The 13,789-nt window shown below is 64.4% G+C and carries 11 protein-coding genes; 2 read left to right on the forward strand and 9 right to left on the reverse strand.

The genetic code is table 11. The features are described from left to right. Positions 1-7: 7 nt before the first annotated feature. The 5 genes from miaA to FSY59_RS07960 form a co-directional block, all read right to left on the reverse strand. On the reverse strand, positions 8-1,015 hold the full coding sequence (gene miaA, locus FSY59_RS07940; RefSeq protein WP_148728756.1) for a tRNA (adenosine(37)-N6)-dimethylallyltransferase MiaA: 1,008 nt from the start codon (positions 1,013-1,015) through the stop codon (positions 8-10). Between the two features lie 123 nt (positions 1,016-1,138). Further along, a complete protein-coding gene (locus tag FSY59_RS07945; RefSeq protein WP_148728757.1) occupies positions 1,139-2,461 on the reverse strand; it encodes a sulfatase in 1,323 nt (440 codons plus the stop codon). 16 nt (positions 2,462-2,477) lie between these two features. Continuing rightward, complete coding sequence (locus FSY59_RS07950) at positions 2,478-3,476, reverse strand: tripartite tricarboxylate transporter substrate-binding protein (RefSeq protein ID WP_003057781.1); 999 nt, start codon at positions 3,474-3,476, stop codon at positions 2,478-2,480. A 117-nt stretch (positions 3,477-3,593) separates the two neighbouring features. Next, the gene (locus FSY59_RS07955) at positions 3,594-4,769 is read right to left on the reverse strand and encodes a multidrug effflux MFS transporter (protein WP_029158718.1); all 1,176 of its coding nucleotides are present in this window, start codon (positions 4,767-4,769) and stop codon (positions 3,594-3,596) included. Positions 4,770-4,927: 158 nt separating this feature from the next. Continuing rightward, entirely contained in the window at positions 4,928-5,791 is an 864-nt protein-coding gene (locus FSY59_RS07960) for an alpha/beta hydrolase (protein ID WP_003057779.1), read from the reverse strand. Between the two features lie 183 nt (positions 5,792-5,974). Here FSY59_RS07960 and FSY59_RS07965 point away from each other — a divergent pair, with 183 nt between their 5' ends. Further along, positions 5,975-6,850 carry a methylglyoxal synthase gene (locus tag FSY59_RS07965; protein ID WP_019043766.1) on the forward strand — a complete coding sequence of 292 codons (876 nt, stop codon included), beginning with the start codon at positions 5,975-5,977 and terminating at the stop codon, positions 6,848-6,850. Between the two features lie 16 nt (positions 6,851-6,866). Here the strand turns inward: FSY59_RS07965 and FSY59_RS07970 are convergent, their stop codons facing one another. The 4 genes from FSY59_RS07970 to FSY59_RS07985 all read right to left on the reverse strand — a co-directional run bounded on the left by FSY59_RS07970 (position 6,867) and on the right by FSY59_RS07985 (position 10,601). After that, on the reverse strand, positions 6,867-7,232 hold the full coding sequence (locus FSY59_RS07970; protein WP_148728758.1) for a DUF5329 domain-containing protein: 366 nt from the start codon (positions 7,230-7,232) through the stop codon (positions 6,867-6,869). A gap of 128 nt (positions 7,233-7,360) precedes the next feature. Continuing rightward, on the reverse strand, positions 7,361-8,524 hold the full coding sequence (locus FSY59_RS07975) for a GGDEF domain-containing protein (protein WP_148728811.1): 1,164 nt from the start codon (positions 8,522-8,524) through the stop codon (positions 7,361-7,363). A gap of 438 nt (positions 8,525-8,962) precedes the next feature. Continuing rightward, complete coding sequence (locus FSY59_RS07980; protein ID WP_148728759.1) at positions 8,963-9,430, reverse strand: cupin domain-containing protein; 468 nt, start codon at positions 9,428-9,430, stop codon at positions 8,963-8,965. Between the two features lie 178 nt (positions 9,431-9,608). Further along, positions 9,609-10,601, reverse strand: a complete 993-nt coding sequence (locus FSY59_RS07985; RefSeq protein ID WP_255439249.1) for a tripartite tricarboxylate transporter substrate binding protein — start codon at positions 10,599-10,601, stop codon at positions 9,609-9,611. Positions 10,602-11,033: 432 nt separating this feature from the next. Between FSY59_RS07985 and FSY59_RS07990 the strand changes: the two genes are divergently transcribed. Further along, positions 11,034-13,739 carry an HAD-IC family P-type ATPase gene (locus FSY59_RS07990; protein WP_148728760.1) on the forward strand — a complete coding sequence of 902 codons (2,706 nt, stop codon included), beginning with the start codon at positions 11,034-11,036 and terminating at the stop codon, positions 13,737-13,739. Positions 13,740-13,789 lie beyond the last annotated feature (50 nt).

Below are 13,789 nucleotides of genomic sequence, written 5' to 3' on the forward strand. Positions count from 1 at the left end.
AAGGTCCTTAGCCTGCGGCCTGCTGTGCTGCGTCAATGGCTGCCAAGGCAGCATCCAGCAATTGCTGCTGGGCGCTGGGCGCATCGCAGGCAATGGCATGGCGCTGGGGCATGGAGCGCAACCAGGTGATCTGGCGCTTGGCCAGCTGGCGTGTGGAGGCGATGCCGCGCTCGCGCAGGCCTGCCATGTCCAGCGGTTTGCCGGGATCGGCCTCCAGCGCGTCCAGCACTTCCCAGGCCTGGCGATAGCCCACGCAGCGCATCGAGGGCAGGTCCAGATGCAGATCGCCGCGCGCGCGCAGGGTGCGCACCTCGTCGAGGAAGCCTTGCTCCAGCATCAGATCAAAGCGCAGCGCAATGCGCTGGTGCAGCCAGGCTCGCTCTGCAGGCTCCAGGGAGAAAAGCGTTGCAAGTCCCATTTGTTCGGCGGGGCCCGTCTTTTCCCTGGTCGTGTGAAAGCTTGAAAGCGGTTGGCCCGAGACATGCCAGACCTCGAGTGCGCGCTGGATGCGCTGGCTGTCGCCGGGGGCCAGGCGTGCTGCCGTGACGGGGTCCACCTGGGCCAGTCTTGCATGCATGGCGGGCCAGCCCAGCTCGGCGGCCTGCGCGTCCAGCATGGCGCGCACGTCGGGGTTGGCTGCGGGCATATCGTCGAGCCCGTCCGTCAGCGCCTTGAAATACAGCATGGTGCCGCCCACCAGCAGAGGTATGGCCTGGCGGGCGCGGATTTCATCGACCAGCTTCTGCGTGTCGCGCACGAACTCGGCCGCGCTGTAGGCCTGCAACGGATCGAGGATGTCGATGAGGTGATGGGGTACTGCAGCCAACTCGTCCCTCGTGGGCTTGGCCGTGCCGATGTCCATGCCTTTGTAGACCAGGGCCGAATCCACGCTGATGATCTCGGCCTTCTGACCGCGTTGCGCCAGCCGTTCGGTCAGTGCCAGCGCTGCCGCAGTCTTGCCCGAGGCAGTGGGGCCGGCAATGGCGATACAGGGCAGGGCGTGGGCAGCAGTCATGGGGCGAAATCCGTACAGGTCAAAGCACAAGAACCAATGACCGTCGGTCATTGGTTCTTGCTGGTTGTGAAGGATAACGCAGCCTGCCGCCTTGCGGCAGCGGCGGGGCTTAGTGCGCCCTGCCTAGCCCTGGCTCAGCCGTGTCGGCACATAGCGGTCGGCCTGAATATCGGGCGAGAGGCCGTGGCTGTAGCTTTCGGCGCTGATCGGCAGCAGTTGCTCGTTCCATTCCTCCCATTGCCTGCGCAGTCCGGCAAAGATTTCTGGCTGATGCTCCTTGAGGTTGGCGCGCTCGCGGGCGTCCTCCTCCACATTGAACAAGAACTCGTTGTCGTTGATCTTGAGGTATTTCCACGGGCCCTGGCGCACGGCACGCTGGGTCTGTGATTTGTAGCGCCAGAACAGGCTGCGCTCGGTATTGGCTGCAATGCCCTGCAGGATGGGCAGAATGTTCTGGCCGTCGCTGGGGAAGTCGGGGTGAGGTCTGGCGCCTGCTGCGGCCAGCAGCGTGGGCAGCCAGTCGAAGCTGGCGGTGACCTGTTCCTGGACCTGGGGCCGGATGCGGGCGCTCCAGCGCAGCAGCGTAGGTACGCGGATGCCGCCTTCCAGCAGCTCGGTCTTCTGGCCCGTGAAGGGCCAGGTCTTGGAAAAGCGCTCGCCGCCGTTGTCGCTGGTGAAGATGACGATGGTGTTGTCGGCCTGGCCGGTGTCATCGAGCGCCTGCAGCACCTGGCCCACGGCCTTGTCCAGGGCCTCGACGATCTCGCCGTATTTCTTCAGGCTGCCGCCGTCGTAGTGGAACAGATCCTTGATGCTGCGCGCGACATGCTCGTCACCGGGGCCTTCCCAGGGCCAGTGCGGTGCAGTGAAGTGCAGCGACAGGAAAAAAGGCTTGTCCTGGTCCTTGCGCTCATGCACATAGCGCGTTGCTTCATCGCCCAGGATGTAGGTGTAGTAGCCCGTGCGCTCCACGGGCTCGTTGCCTTGCCAGAGGTCGGGGCTGAACTGCTCGCCCACGCCGGGCTTGTGCGTGAAGTAGTCGATGGCACCGCTGTGGTTGCCGAAGAAATAGTCGTAGCCGCTGCGCTGCGGGCCGTAGGCGGGCGGCTTGCCCAGATGCCATTTGCCTATCAGTGCCGTGTCGTATCCGGCCTGCTTGAGCAGCGATGGCAGCGTGGGGTGATCGGCAGGCAGGCCGAGTTGTGCACCATGGCGGGCCAGCGGTTCTTCGAGCCCGGCCTGCAGCCGGTACTGATAGCGTCCGGTGATCAGCGCAATGCGTGTGGCCGAGCAGACTGCCGAGTTGGCATAGGCCTGATTGAAGCGCACGCCCTGGGACGCGAGGTGGTCCAGATGCGGGGTCTTGAAATCGGTGGCGCCATAGACGCCCAGGTCGGCCCAGCCCAGATCGTCGGCCAGGATGAAAACGATGTTCGGTGTGGTCATGCGTCGCTCAGCTCGCTTATTCGATGGCAAAGCCGGAGTTGGTGATCACGGGACGCCACTTGGCGACTTCGGCCACGCGCAACTGCTCCAGCGCCTGTGGCGTGCGTGGGTCGGGCTGCAGGGACAGCTCGGCCCATTTGGGCTGCAGCTTGGGGTCCAGCAACGCGTGGTTGACGGCGCGGTTGACGGTGGCAATGGCTTCGGGCGAAGTGCCTTTGCGTGCCCACAGGCTGTACCAGCCGCTGCCTGTGGCCTTGGGGTAGCCGGCTTCGGCAAAGGTCGGCACATCGGGCAGTTCGCGGCCGCGCTGGCTGCCGAAAGTGCCCAGAATGCGGACCTTGCCTTCCTTGTGCAGCGGCGCCAGCTCGCTGGTGGTCTGGATGGCGGAGGCCAGTTGGCCGCTGATCAGATCGGTCATCATGGCCGGGCCACCCTTGTAGGGCACATGCACGATGTTGACGCCGGCCGCTTCGCCCAGCAGCAGACCGAAGAAATGCGGCAGGCTGCCCACGGCGGGGCTGCCGAAGTTGGCCTTTTCGGGGTTGGCCTTGAGCCAGGCCACATATTCCTGAATATTGCGCGCCGGATGCCTGGCGGGGACGGCCAGCCCGAACTGGAAATGCGCGAGCAGACCCACGGGGGAGAAGTCGCGAGCAGGATCGTAGCCGGGCTTTTTGTAGACGATCTGCGAGAGCACCGGGGTGATCAGCGGTGCGATCAGATAGGTGCTGCCGTCGCTGGGGGCGTTGAGCAGGGTCTGTGCGGCAATCTGGCCGTTGGCGCCGGGCTTGTTGTCCACCACCACATAGTGGCTCTTGCCCAGCTGTGCGGCGATGCTTTCGGCCAGCACGCGTGCCAGCAGATCGATGCCACCGCCTGCGCCAAAGCCCACCAGAATGCGGCTGGCCTGAGGAACGGCGGAGAACTCGGCGGCCTTGGCCAGAGAGTTCAGGGAAAAGCCAGCAGAGCTGGCGGCGAGCAGCGATTGCTGCAGAAAGGAGCGGCGGGAATGCATGGCTGGAGATCACAAAAAGTGCGGCGCGTTGGCCAGTCCAGGCATTCTCGAAAAAACTCTATAAAAAGAAAAATAATAAAAATTGGTTTTTAAATAACCCAAACATCTTATTTCAAATCATGATTTGCTGATGCCAAAACGCTGTACCAGCGTCCATGCCGTGATGGCCGTGCAGGCTGACCAGAACCAGATGCCGAAGGCCAGCGGCATGGTGGAATCCGCATCCAGATTCAGTCCCAGCCAATGTCCCATGGCAAACGCCATGAGCATCATCACCAGGCCGTTGATGGCCGAGGCCGTACCCGCTGCCTGGGGAAAAGGCGCGATGGCATTGCTTTGTCCGCAGGGCATGTGTATGCCGTGGGCGATCTGGTAGAGACAGAAGGGCAGGGCATAGGCCCAGATGCTGCGCAGATCGGCCAGGGCCGCCAGGCCCATGATGGAGCCGGCCGTCAGCGACAGCACCCCCGCTACGGCCACGGCGCGCCGCACGCTCATGCTGCGCAGCAGACGGCGGCAGGCAAAGGTGCCTGCGACATAGCACAGCGCGTTGCCGCCCAGCATCAGTCCGTATTGCGTACGCTCCATATGCAGCACGTTGATGTAGGTGAACGAAGAGGCCGCCAGATTGGTGAACAGGCCTGCATAGCTGAAGCAGGTCAGCAGGTTGTAGGCCTGGAACATGGGGTTGCGCACAATGCGCGACCAGGTGCGCAGCAGATTGCCCGCTTGCAGCGCCTGCGGGTTGCGCTGGGGAATCGATTCCCTGAAGCGCAGCACCACCAGCAGCCAGGCCAGACAGCCCATGAAGGCCTGGGCCAACATGGTGGAGCGCCAGCCCAGCCAACCCACGAGCAGGCTGCCGCTGATGGGCGCCAGAAAAGCCAGCACGCCCAGGCCCGTCAGTGCCTTGGACATGACTTGCGCGCCCATGTGCGGTGCGTAGAGATCGCGGACCACGGCTCTCGCGCACATCACACCGGCGCCCAGTGCTGCGCCTTGCAGGCTGCGCCAGGCAATCAAGGCCTCCATGCTCTGTGCGCTGGCGCAGCCCAGAGCGGCGATCACATAGCCGCTGATGCCCAGCAGCAAGACCGGGCGGCGGCCCAGCCGGTCCGACAGCGGGCCCCAGAGAATCTGCGAGCAGCCAAAGGCCAGCAAAAAGCCGGTCAGTGTCAGCTGGGTCTGCGAGACATGGGCGCCAAAGCCTTGCTGCAGCTGAGGCAGGGCGGGCAGATAGAGGTCGGTTGCCAGCGGCTGAAGACCGAGCAGCAGCCCCAGCGTGAGAATCACGAACACTGCAGATTCAGGAGCATTCTTCGCTTGCTCATCAAGGGATTGAGCGGAATCTGGTTCTGTGTTCAGGGCAGGCGGAGCAGACATAGCCAGACAGACTATCAGAAGCTGTCCATTGATCCGTATGCTGACGAGACAGTATGTGACGATGTCGCTCAGCGCGGATTCAGGCCGAACAGCTCATGCAGTGCCTGGCGATATTGCACCAGTGCCTTGGACTGGGTGTTGTGATGGCTGGCGCCCTCGACCAGGATCAGGCGCTTGGGCTCGCGCGCCGCATCGAACAGCTGCCGGCCCAGCCGGGCCGGAATCAGCGGGTCTGCCGTGCCGTGCACGACCAGCAGCGGCGAGCCGATGTCTGCCACCCTGTCGACCGAATTGAAGCGCTGCGTGATCAACCAGTTCACGGGCAGCCAGCCCCAGCGCATGGAGTCGAAGACATCGGGAATGCTGGTGAAGGTGGACTCGACCAGCACCCCGCTTTCGTCCTTGACGGAGCTGGCCAGATCGATGGCGACGGCGCCGCCCAGCGAGTGGCCAAAGACATAGCGCGGCCTGCCTGCGGCCTGTCGGCCCAGCCATTCCCAGGCGGCACGAGCGTCCTCCGCGGCCGAGGCCTGCGAGGGCAGGGCCGGGCTGCTCTTGCCAAAGCCGCGGTAGTCCACGGCCAGCACCGAAAAGCCCATGGCCTGCAGGCGCCGTATGCGTGGCGAGGAGCCTGTCACATTCCAGCGCGCTCCATGCAGAAAAAGCAGCAGCGGGGCACGTGCATTGCCGGATGGCATCCAGAGGGCGTGCAGCCTGGCGGCGCTGCCGTCGCGGCTGCGAAAGTCTATCCATTGTTCCTGCATGCCGGCCGTGTTGGCTCCGGGCCAGCTGCGGTCGCTGGGCTGAAAAATCCAGACCCGCTGCCGGGCATCGATCTCGCGCATGCCCCAGATCGCGAGCGCCAGCAGCAAGGCAAGACCGAGTGCTGCCGCGAGGCGGCGGGGGCTGCAGAAGCGTGAGGTCTTGGGCATGGAAGGAGTGCGACGGAAGAGGGCGGCTGTCAAGTGCTGTGCAAGTATGGCTGTCTGACCTGGCCCCAGTCATCTGCAGTGCATGAATTGGCGATATTCTTGCGGGTGTTTCAAACCGCAAATGCATAGCTGGTTGCGCAGAGTTTGCGAGCGTTTGAAGCCTGTTTGAAGGATTAGTTCACTATGTCGATCTGCCTGGGTCTTGCCGCCAACAAACTCCACCACCAAACCGAGGACGCCGCGCTGTTTGCCCTGCTGCGCGCATGCGAGGCCGGAATTCGCGAGCTCAAGCTGGGCTTTCATACCGTGGGCCGCACCTATGACGCCATCACGGCGGCCAGCATGCTCCAGGGCTACAGAGGCCTGGTGCGCTACCCCTATGGCCGCGAGGGCGGGCTCATGAGGCTGGTGGCCGAAGTGGTGGGCATGGAGGGGGACGAGCGCACTCTTGATGGCGCCATCTATCTGATGGACCCCGTGGACCCCTCGTCCATTTTCCCCGAAGCCCTGGCCTTGAAGCGCCAGTGCGTGATTCACGGCAAGCCTTTTCTTTCCACGGTCGCCTCCACGCGCGACTGGATCGAGATGGAGCGCATTCACGCCGGTCTGGCGCGTGACCGCAATGCCGACCGCTTTCACGACTATGAGAACCAGACGCTGGCGCTGATCGCCCACGATGCCATGAAGCCCACCATGCTGGACTTTGCTGCGCGCAACTTCGAGCTGCTCAGTCGCTACCGCCGCCGCGTGGGCACGGGCACCACGGGTCAGAAGCTCAACGAGATGGCCTGGAGCAAGGGCTGGCCTGCCGACAAGCCCTGGGTGGATCGTTACAACAGCGGCCCGCTGGGCGGCGATGCGCAGATTGCCGATCTGGTGCTGGAAAAGCGCTGCCACCGCGCCATCTTCTTCGAAGACCCGCATGTGGCACGCCAGCACGAAGCCGATATCCAGCTGCTGGAGCGCGCCGTGACCACGGTCACGCACGATGCCGTCTGCAGCACCTCACCCCAGGTGGCGCAGCGCTGGTGCGATGCGGCCGTCAAGCGCGCTGGCTGAAGCCAGCTGCTGAGCGCTACTGGCGGCTGCGGTAGCGCTTGAGTTCGGCCTGCAGCCAGCTGGCGCTGGTTTCCGCTTCCTTGCCGCTGCAGCGGACCAGATAGGGCTTTTGGCTGATGCTGCTTTGCGTGCCTGCGCGGGCAATGAAGTCCTCGGCCGTCTCCACCCAGCCCTTTTTGAGCAGATAGTCGTATTTGCTGCGCAGATGCTCGGCGGCCTTGTTGCTGTCATGCCAGCTGCCGTTGCGCTGGAACTCGCAGCCCGAGCTTTTGAGATGGCCGATCAGGTGCTCGATCTCCTGGGTCGCCGCAGGTACGGGCGATGCGGCAAGGCTCAAGGCGCTGGCTGCAGACAGCAGCAAGGCGGTAATGGTGTGCTTCATGGAGCAGATCGTACAAAAGTCCGGAAAGCACCAGGCTTGCAATAGCGTGCGGCGGCCTTTGGCATCACTTCACTTTCGCTGGTGCATCGCCGGACTTTCGTTTTTCTGGCCGCCAGGCTCAGGAGGCATCAGTGCCTCAGTCCGGCTGGGAAAGGGGTGAGCTCCATCCGGTCCCGCCCCTTGCGCTTCGATGCGTAGAGCGCGTCATCGGCCCGCTTGAGCCAGTGCGACAACTCCATGTCGGGCTGATCGAACAAGGAAGCGCCTATGCTCAGGGATACCGGCTCCGGGGTCGCGAACATCGTGCGCGCCTGCTGCGCGAACGCCTCGCGCAAGTCCTGGCCCAGTGCCTGCGCGGCGGCGCCCGAGATGCCGCGCAGCAGAATCACGAACTCGTCCCCGCCCAGTCGCGCGGCCAGCGAGCCGTGGGGCAGCGCGCCACGGATGAGGTCGGCGAGGCTCACCAGCAGCCGGTCGCCGGCGTCGTGCCCGTGCAGGTCGTTGACCTGCTTGAAGTGGTCTATGTCTATCAGCAGCAGGGCGCCAGGACTGGCCGGTGAGGCCTGCTTTAGCAACTGCGGTGCGCGCAGATAGAGGGCGCGACGGTTGTCCAGCGCGGTCAGCGGGTCGCGGGCGGCGATCTGTGCAATGCGTTCCTCGCGGCGATGGCGCTCGGTGCCGATCATGGACATTGCGAGCAGCATGATCGCCATCGCGCCTTCCACCAGTGACACCAGAATGACCGTGCCGCGGAAACCGGCCAGGTTGACAAAAGTGTCCAGCACCACGGGCGAGGCGGCCTTGGCGAGGTAGAACAGTCCGTGTGCCAGCAGCACGAAGCGCAGCTGCGCTGCCCCCACGCTCAGCGCGCCGCCCTGCGGGCGCAGCAGCAGGCCGGCGCGCAAGGTGATGATGGCAATGAGCAGCGACTGGATGCCCAGCATCGCCCTGGACCACCAGGGCCCCTCGGGCAGAAACAGCATCGCCAGCCAGATGACGGCCAGCAGCCACCAGGCGCGCGGCAGCCGGACGCGCGTGAATCCAGCGACGCCTGCCAGGAACAGCCAGTGGGCGGCGATCAGCATGCCGTTGGGAAACCAGATGCCGAACAGCACATAGCCACGGGAACGCAGCAGTGCCAGCACACAGCCCACGGCGATGATGGCAAACCCTGCGCTCCAGAGCAGCAGCGAGCGTTCGCGTACGCTGCTCCATTCGGCGGCCAGGTACAACGCCGAGGCGGCAGCCATGGCCGAGGTGAGGACGAGCAGGGTGAAGGGGTCGAGAGCCATGGACGATGAATGTATCGACACAGGCGGCTGCGTGTGAGAGCCGACTGGCCAGGAGCAATGCACGGCAGCGGATCCGCCGCTCGGCGATGGTCGGGGCCGTGGCACTGCAATAGAGCGGCGCCGCAGGCGCGGCGAATTGTCGCAGGATGCGGATTTTCTGGCATCCACTGTGGGCCGGGCCGGCAGGGTAAATCGGATCGAGGCGGAGTGTCTGACGCCGCAGCTGCGGCTATCAGCAGGGCTTTCTCGCTGACCAGCCGCATCAGGCCCTGCCGCCTGAGCTAGCCATGGCGGCAGCATATTCAGCGCGCCTGCGACCGATTCGGCGGAGGCAGTCCAATAATGCAGGTCTGACCCCGTTCATGCAGCCAAGGCCTCGGCCATGCCGGAGGCCGGAAGTGCGGCGCTGTTCCGCCGCCGGGCACCTTCGTTTGGCGCTCAGGGGGCCGGTGTGGCCAGCGGCTTGCCCTTCTCCACCACATACACGCCAATCAGCTTGACCGTGCCATTGCTGGCATTGTGTGCGTCATGAATCACGCCAGCCGGCACGACAAAACTCTCGCCGGCCTTGAGCGTGCGCGGCGGCTGGCCGTCGATCAGCAGGTCGACCTCGCCCTCGCTGATATAGCTGATCTCGTCGCCGGGGTGGGTATGGCGGCCCGCGCGCGAGCCTGGGGCGACCTCCACCTTGGCCACCACGGCTTCGCGGCCCGGTACCGAAACATCGGCCTTGCCGACCATGGTCCGGGACAGGCCTCCGGTTTGGGCCGCACCCGGCTGGGCCGCACCCGGCTGGGGCATACCCGCCTGGGGCATACCCGCCTGGGCCAGGGCGCTCTGGCTGAACAGCATGAAGGCGCTGCTGCAAAGCAGGCTGTAAAAGCTGGCGCGGCGAATCAAGGACATGAAATTACCCTCCAAGGTTTGTGACGGAGACGAGTGGTGAAACCTGTCACTTGTACCGGGAAGGAGTGCGGCCATGCCATGGGGGCAGCCCTAGTCGCAGGGCCGCCGAAAAACAGCCCGGGCTCCACTGCACAAGAGCATTCGGGCAGGAAAGCGCCTGACGTCGCAGGCCGCCGCTTCAGTTGTCTGCGCTGATCCTCGCGAACTTCACCAGCTCGGCGTATTTGTCCATGTCGGTGCGCATCACCTGGGCAAGGCTTTCATGGCCCTTGGCGGGCGGGGTTCCGGCTGCTTCGAGCTTCTGGCGGATGGCCGGGTCGGCAAGACCTGCCTGTATCGCTTTTTGCAGCTTGGCCAGCACTTCCGGAGGCAGACCCTTGGGGGCGGCCAGGGCAAACCAGCCGCTCAGGGCATAGCCCTTGAGCGCGGGATGTTCCGCCAGCGCCGGAATCTCCTTGAGCGTGGCGATGCGGGTGGCCGTGGTGGCCCCCAGAATCCGGATCTTTCCGGTCTGCGCCAGCGGCGCTGCGGCCATGGGCGAGAGGATGGCGAAGTCCAGGTTGCCGCCGCCCAGATCGCTGGTCATGGCCGGAGAACCCTTGTAGGGGATGTGCACGAGGTAGACACCCGCAGTCTTCTTGATCAGCTCTCCCGAAAAATGCGGTGTCGAGCCAATGCCGGGGCTGCCGTAGCTGTATTTGCCAGGGTTGGCCTTGGCCAGTTTGACGAAGTCATCCACGGTTTTGACAGGGACATGCGCTCCGGCCACCCACAGATTGGGGGCCTGCGCGGTCAGGCTCACCGGAGTCAGGTCCGTTGCCGGATCGTACTTTTGCGCCGCATTCACAAATTTGGTGCCCGCCATTTCGTTGCTGGAGCCGGCCAGCAAGGTGTAGCCATCGGGCTTGGCCGATACCACGCGCTGTGCTCCCACCACGCCTGCGGCGCCCGGCACGTTCTCGACCACGACGGTGGCGTTCAACTGCCTGGCCAGTATGTCCCCGACCACGCGGCCGACCATGTCGACGGAGCCGCCCGGGGCATAGCCAATCACGATGCGGATGGGCTTGCTGGGATAGGCATCCTGTGCCTGCACCGCGACGGTGAACAGGCTGGTCATGGCACAGCCGATGCAAAGGCGGCGGGAAAGAAAGGCGCGATCTGGATTCATGGGGCTCCACAGAGGTGTGGCTAAGGTTGATTCGGTGATTGATGTTGGATTGCTCAACAAAATTAAATGAATTGTCATGAAATCTTTGCTAAGAAAGAATCCATGAAAACCAGCAGTTCGCATGATTTCCAGCTCGTGTGCGGTGCCGCATAGCCTGATCCGGGAGGCTTGCAAATTCAGAATTTGCGGCCGCTACCTTGGGCGGTGAAGCTCTGGCCAGCAGTCGACCCGCCCTTCAGAACCGCCAGAAAAACAGCCCTTGCAACCGTGCTGGAAGGCGGTACGAGACAGTCCCTGGCAGCCATCGAGCTATCGAAAATCCTGCACATAGTCGGTTGCAAAGCGTTTCAAGCGCATACCATGCAAGCGTCAAGCCAACCGGGCGCAGATCCGGCTCACAAGCGTTTCAGTTGAATCGTCAGGGAGTCTCAGATGCAGGAACAGACCCGCGTTGCCGCCTGGCACGCGTTGCCGACCGATGCCGTACTCACTCAATTGCAATCGACTGCCGCCGGACTGAGCTCCGACCAGGCCCGCGAGCGTTTGCAGCAGCAGGGCCCCCATGCCTTGCCTGCCGCCGCTTCACGCGGCATGCTGGCCCGCTTTCTGTCGCAATTCAACAATCTGCTGATCTATGTCCTGCTGGGCTCGGCCGTCGTTACCGCACTGCTGCAGCATTGGGTCGATACGGGGGTGATCCTCGCAGTGGTGCTGATCAATGCGGTCTTCGGATTCGTGCAGGAAGGCCGCGCCGAAAAGGCGCTGGATGCCGTGAAGGCCATGGTTTCCAGCCGCGCCAATGTGCTGCGCGACGGTTTGCGCATGGCGGTGCCTGCAGAGGAGCTGGTCGCCGGCGACTGCGTGCTGCTCGAAGCCGGCGACCGCGTCCCGGCCGATGTGCGGCTGCTGCGCGCCAGCAGCCTGAAGCTGGACGAAGCCATGCTGACCGGTGAATCGGTCGCGGTCGACAAGTCGGTTGATCCGGTGGCCGCCGATGCTGCTCTCGGTGACCGCTTCTCCATGGCCTATTCCGGCACCCTGGTGGCTGCCGGGCAGGGCCTGGGTGTGGTGGTGGCCACCGGCCCGCGCACCGAGCTGGGCCTGATCAGCACCATGCTGGGTTCGGTGCAGACACTGGCCACCCCGCTGACGCGGCTCATGGACCGTTTCGCGCGCCAGCTCACCATCACCATACTGAGCCTGTCCGCGCTGATGTTCTGCTTCGCACTATGGGGGCGCGGCTACGACACGGCCGACGCCTTCATCGCCGTGGTGGGTATTGCCGTATCTGCCATCCCCGAAGGCCTGCCCGTGGTCATGACGATTGCGCTGGCCATTGGCGTGCAGCGCATGGCCGCACGCTATGCCATCGTGCGCAATCTGCCGGCGGTGGAGACACTGGGCGCTGTCTCCGTCATCTGCTCCGACAAGACCGGCACTCTGACGCGCAATGAAATGAGCGTGCGTGCCGTGGTGCTGCCCGGGGCCAGCTTCGACATAGATGGCGAGGGCTATGCCCCCCAGGGGCGTTTCAGCCTGAAGGGCGAGGAGACCGAGCCTGCGCTGCATCCACAACTGCTGCACTTCGCCACAGGTGCGGCGCTTTGCAACGACGCCCATGTCAGACATGCCGAAGGCAAGGTCTGGGCGGTCGAAGGCGACCCCATGGAGGGTGCTTTGGTGACGCTGGCAGCACGGGCCGGCCTGGATGTCGATCAGCTGCGCCAGGACTGGCATCGGCTGGATGAGGTGCCGTTTGATGCCGTTCACCGCTTTATGGCCACGCTGCACCGGCCGCTGGCTGCTGCTCCCGTGGTGTTTGTCAAAGGGGCTCCAGAGCAGGTGATGGCCATGTGCCGAGATCAGCAGGGAGCCGAGGGCGTGCAGGGGCTGGATGTTGCCTACTGGCTGGAGCAGATCGATGCCCTGGCTGCCAAAGGCTATCGCGTGCTGGGTCTGGCCAGCGGTGTCCCGGCAGATGGCAAGGACAGCGTGGACATGGCCGACGTCAAGGACCTCAGCCTTCTTGGCGTGCTGGGCATGATAGATCCGCCGCGCGACTCGGCGAAGACGGCCGTGCGCGAATGCCGTAGCGCCGGCATTGCCGTGAAGATGATTACCGGCGACCACGCCGCCACGGCCGCCGCCATTGCCCGGGAACTCGCGCTGGCCGACACCATCCGCGTCACCTCGGGCCATGAGCTGGACGGGCTCAACGATGCCCAGCTGATCGATGTGGCCCGTGCCTCCACGGTATTCGCGCGCACCAGCCCCGAACACAAGCTGCGCCTGGTGCAGGCCCTGCAGGCCGATCGCAGCGTCATCGCCATGACCGGGGATGGCGTCAACGACGCACCGGCGCTCAAGCGGGCCGATATCGGCGTGGCCATGGGCATTACCGGCACGGCCGCGGCCAAGGAGGCCGCAGGCATGGTGCTGGCCGACGACAACTTCGCCACCATCGTCGCCGCCGTCAAGGAAGGGCGCACCGTCTACGAAAACCTGCGCAAGGTCATTGCCTGGACCCTGCCGACCAACGGCGGCCAGGCGATCGTCATCGTCGTGGCGATTCTGCTGGGCCTGTCACTGCCCGTCACTCCGGTGCAGATTCTCTGGGTCAACCTGGTCACTGCCGTGGCTCTGGGACTGACGCTGGCCTTCGAACCACCCGAGGCCACGCTGATGCAGCGCAAGCCGCGTTCGCCGGACGAGCAACTGCTGCAGCCCTATCTGCTGTGGCGCGTCGCCCTGGTCTCGGTGCTGTTTGCCTTGGGCTGCTTCGGCATGTTCGAGTGGTCGCTGCGCCGCGGCGACTCGGTCGAACTGGCTCGCACCATCGTGGTCAATGCGCTGGTGATCATGGAGATCTTCTATCTGTTCAGCGTGCGCTACACGCAAGGAACCTCGCTCAGCCTGCGCGGCGTCCTGGGAACCCCGGCAGTGCTGCTGGGCGTGGCCGGCGTCACCCTGGTGCAACTGCTGTTCACCTATACCGCGCCCATGCAGGCACTGTTCGACAGCCGTCCTGTCGACCTGGAGTCCGGACTGCTGGCGATAGGGCTGGGTGTTGCCCTGCTGCTGTTGCTGGAGGTCGAGAAGTTCTTGGTACGCTGGATGAGATTGGGCGTGAGGGCCTAGGGCACTGTGCACGCAAGGCATTCAAGCCGTCGTTTCACTGCCAGGCCGAG

It is taken from the genome of Comamonas sp. Z3, from assembly GCF_008121565.1.
Taxonomy (GTDB): domain Bacteria; phylum Pseudomonadota; class Gammaproteobacteria; order Burkholderiales; family Burkholderiaceae_C; genus Comamonas; species Comamonas brasiliensis.

Bases quoted from the DNA above. Each gene is read 5' to 3' on its own strand.
- FSY59_RS07965 (WP_019043766.1), top strand. From the start codon at position 5,975: ATGTCGATCTGCCTGGGTCTTGCCGCCAACAAACTCCACCACCAAACC.
- FSY59_RS07990 (WP_148728760.1), top strand. From the start codon at position 11,034: ATGCAGGAACAGACCCGCGTTGCCGCCTGGCACGCGTTGCCGACCGAT.
- FSY59_RS07950 (WP_003057781.1), bottom strand. From the start codon at position 3,476: ATGCATTCCCGCCGCTCCTTTCTGCAGCAATCGCTGCTCGCCGCCAGC.
- FSY59_RS07970 (WP_148728758.1), bottom strand. From the start codon at position 7,232: ATGAAGCACACCATTACCGCCTTGCTGCTGTCTGCAGCCAGCGCCTTG.
- FSY59_RS07975 (WP_148728811.1), bottom strand. From the start codon at position 8,524: ATGGCTCTCGACCCCTTCACCCTGCTCGTCCTCACCTCGGCCATGGCT.
- miaA (WP_148728756.1), bottom strand. From the start codon at position 1,015: ATGACTGCTGCCCACGCCCTGCCCTGTATCGCCATTGCCGGCCCCACT.
- FSY59_RS07980 (WP_148728759.1), bottom strand. From the start codon at position 9,430: ATGTCCTTGATTCGCCGCGCCAGCTTTTACAGCCTGCTTTGCAGCAGC.
- FSY59_RS07960 (WP_003057779.1), bottom strand. From the start codon at position 5,791: ATGCCCAAGACCTCACGCTTCTGCAGCCCCCGCCGCCTCGCGGCAGCA.
- FSY59_RS07985 (WP_255439249.1), bottom strand. From the start codon at position 10,601: ATGAATCCAGATCGCGCCTTTCTTTCCCGCCGCCTTTGCATCGGCTGT.
- FSY59_RS07945 (WP_148728757.1), bottom strand. From the start codon at position 2,461: ATGACCACACCGAACATCGTTTTCATCCTGGCCGACGATCTGGGCTGG.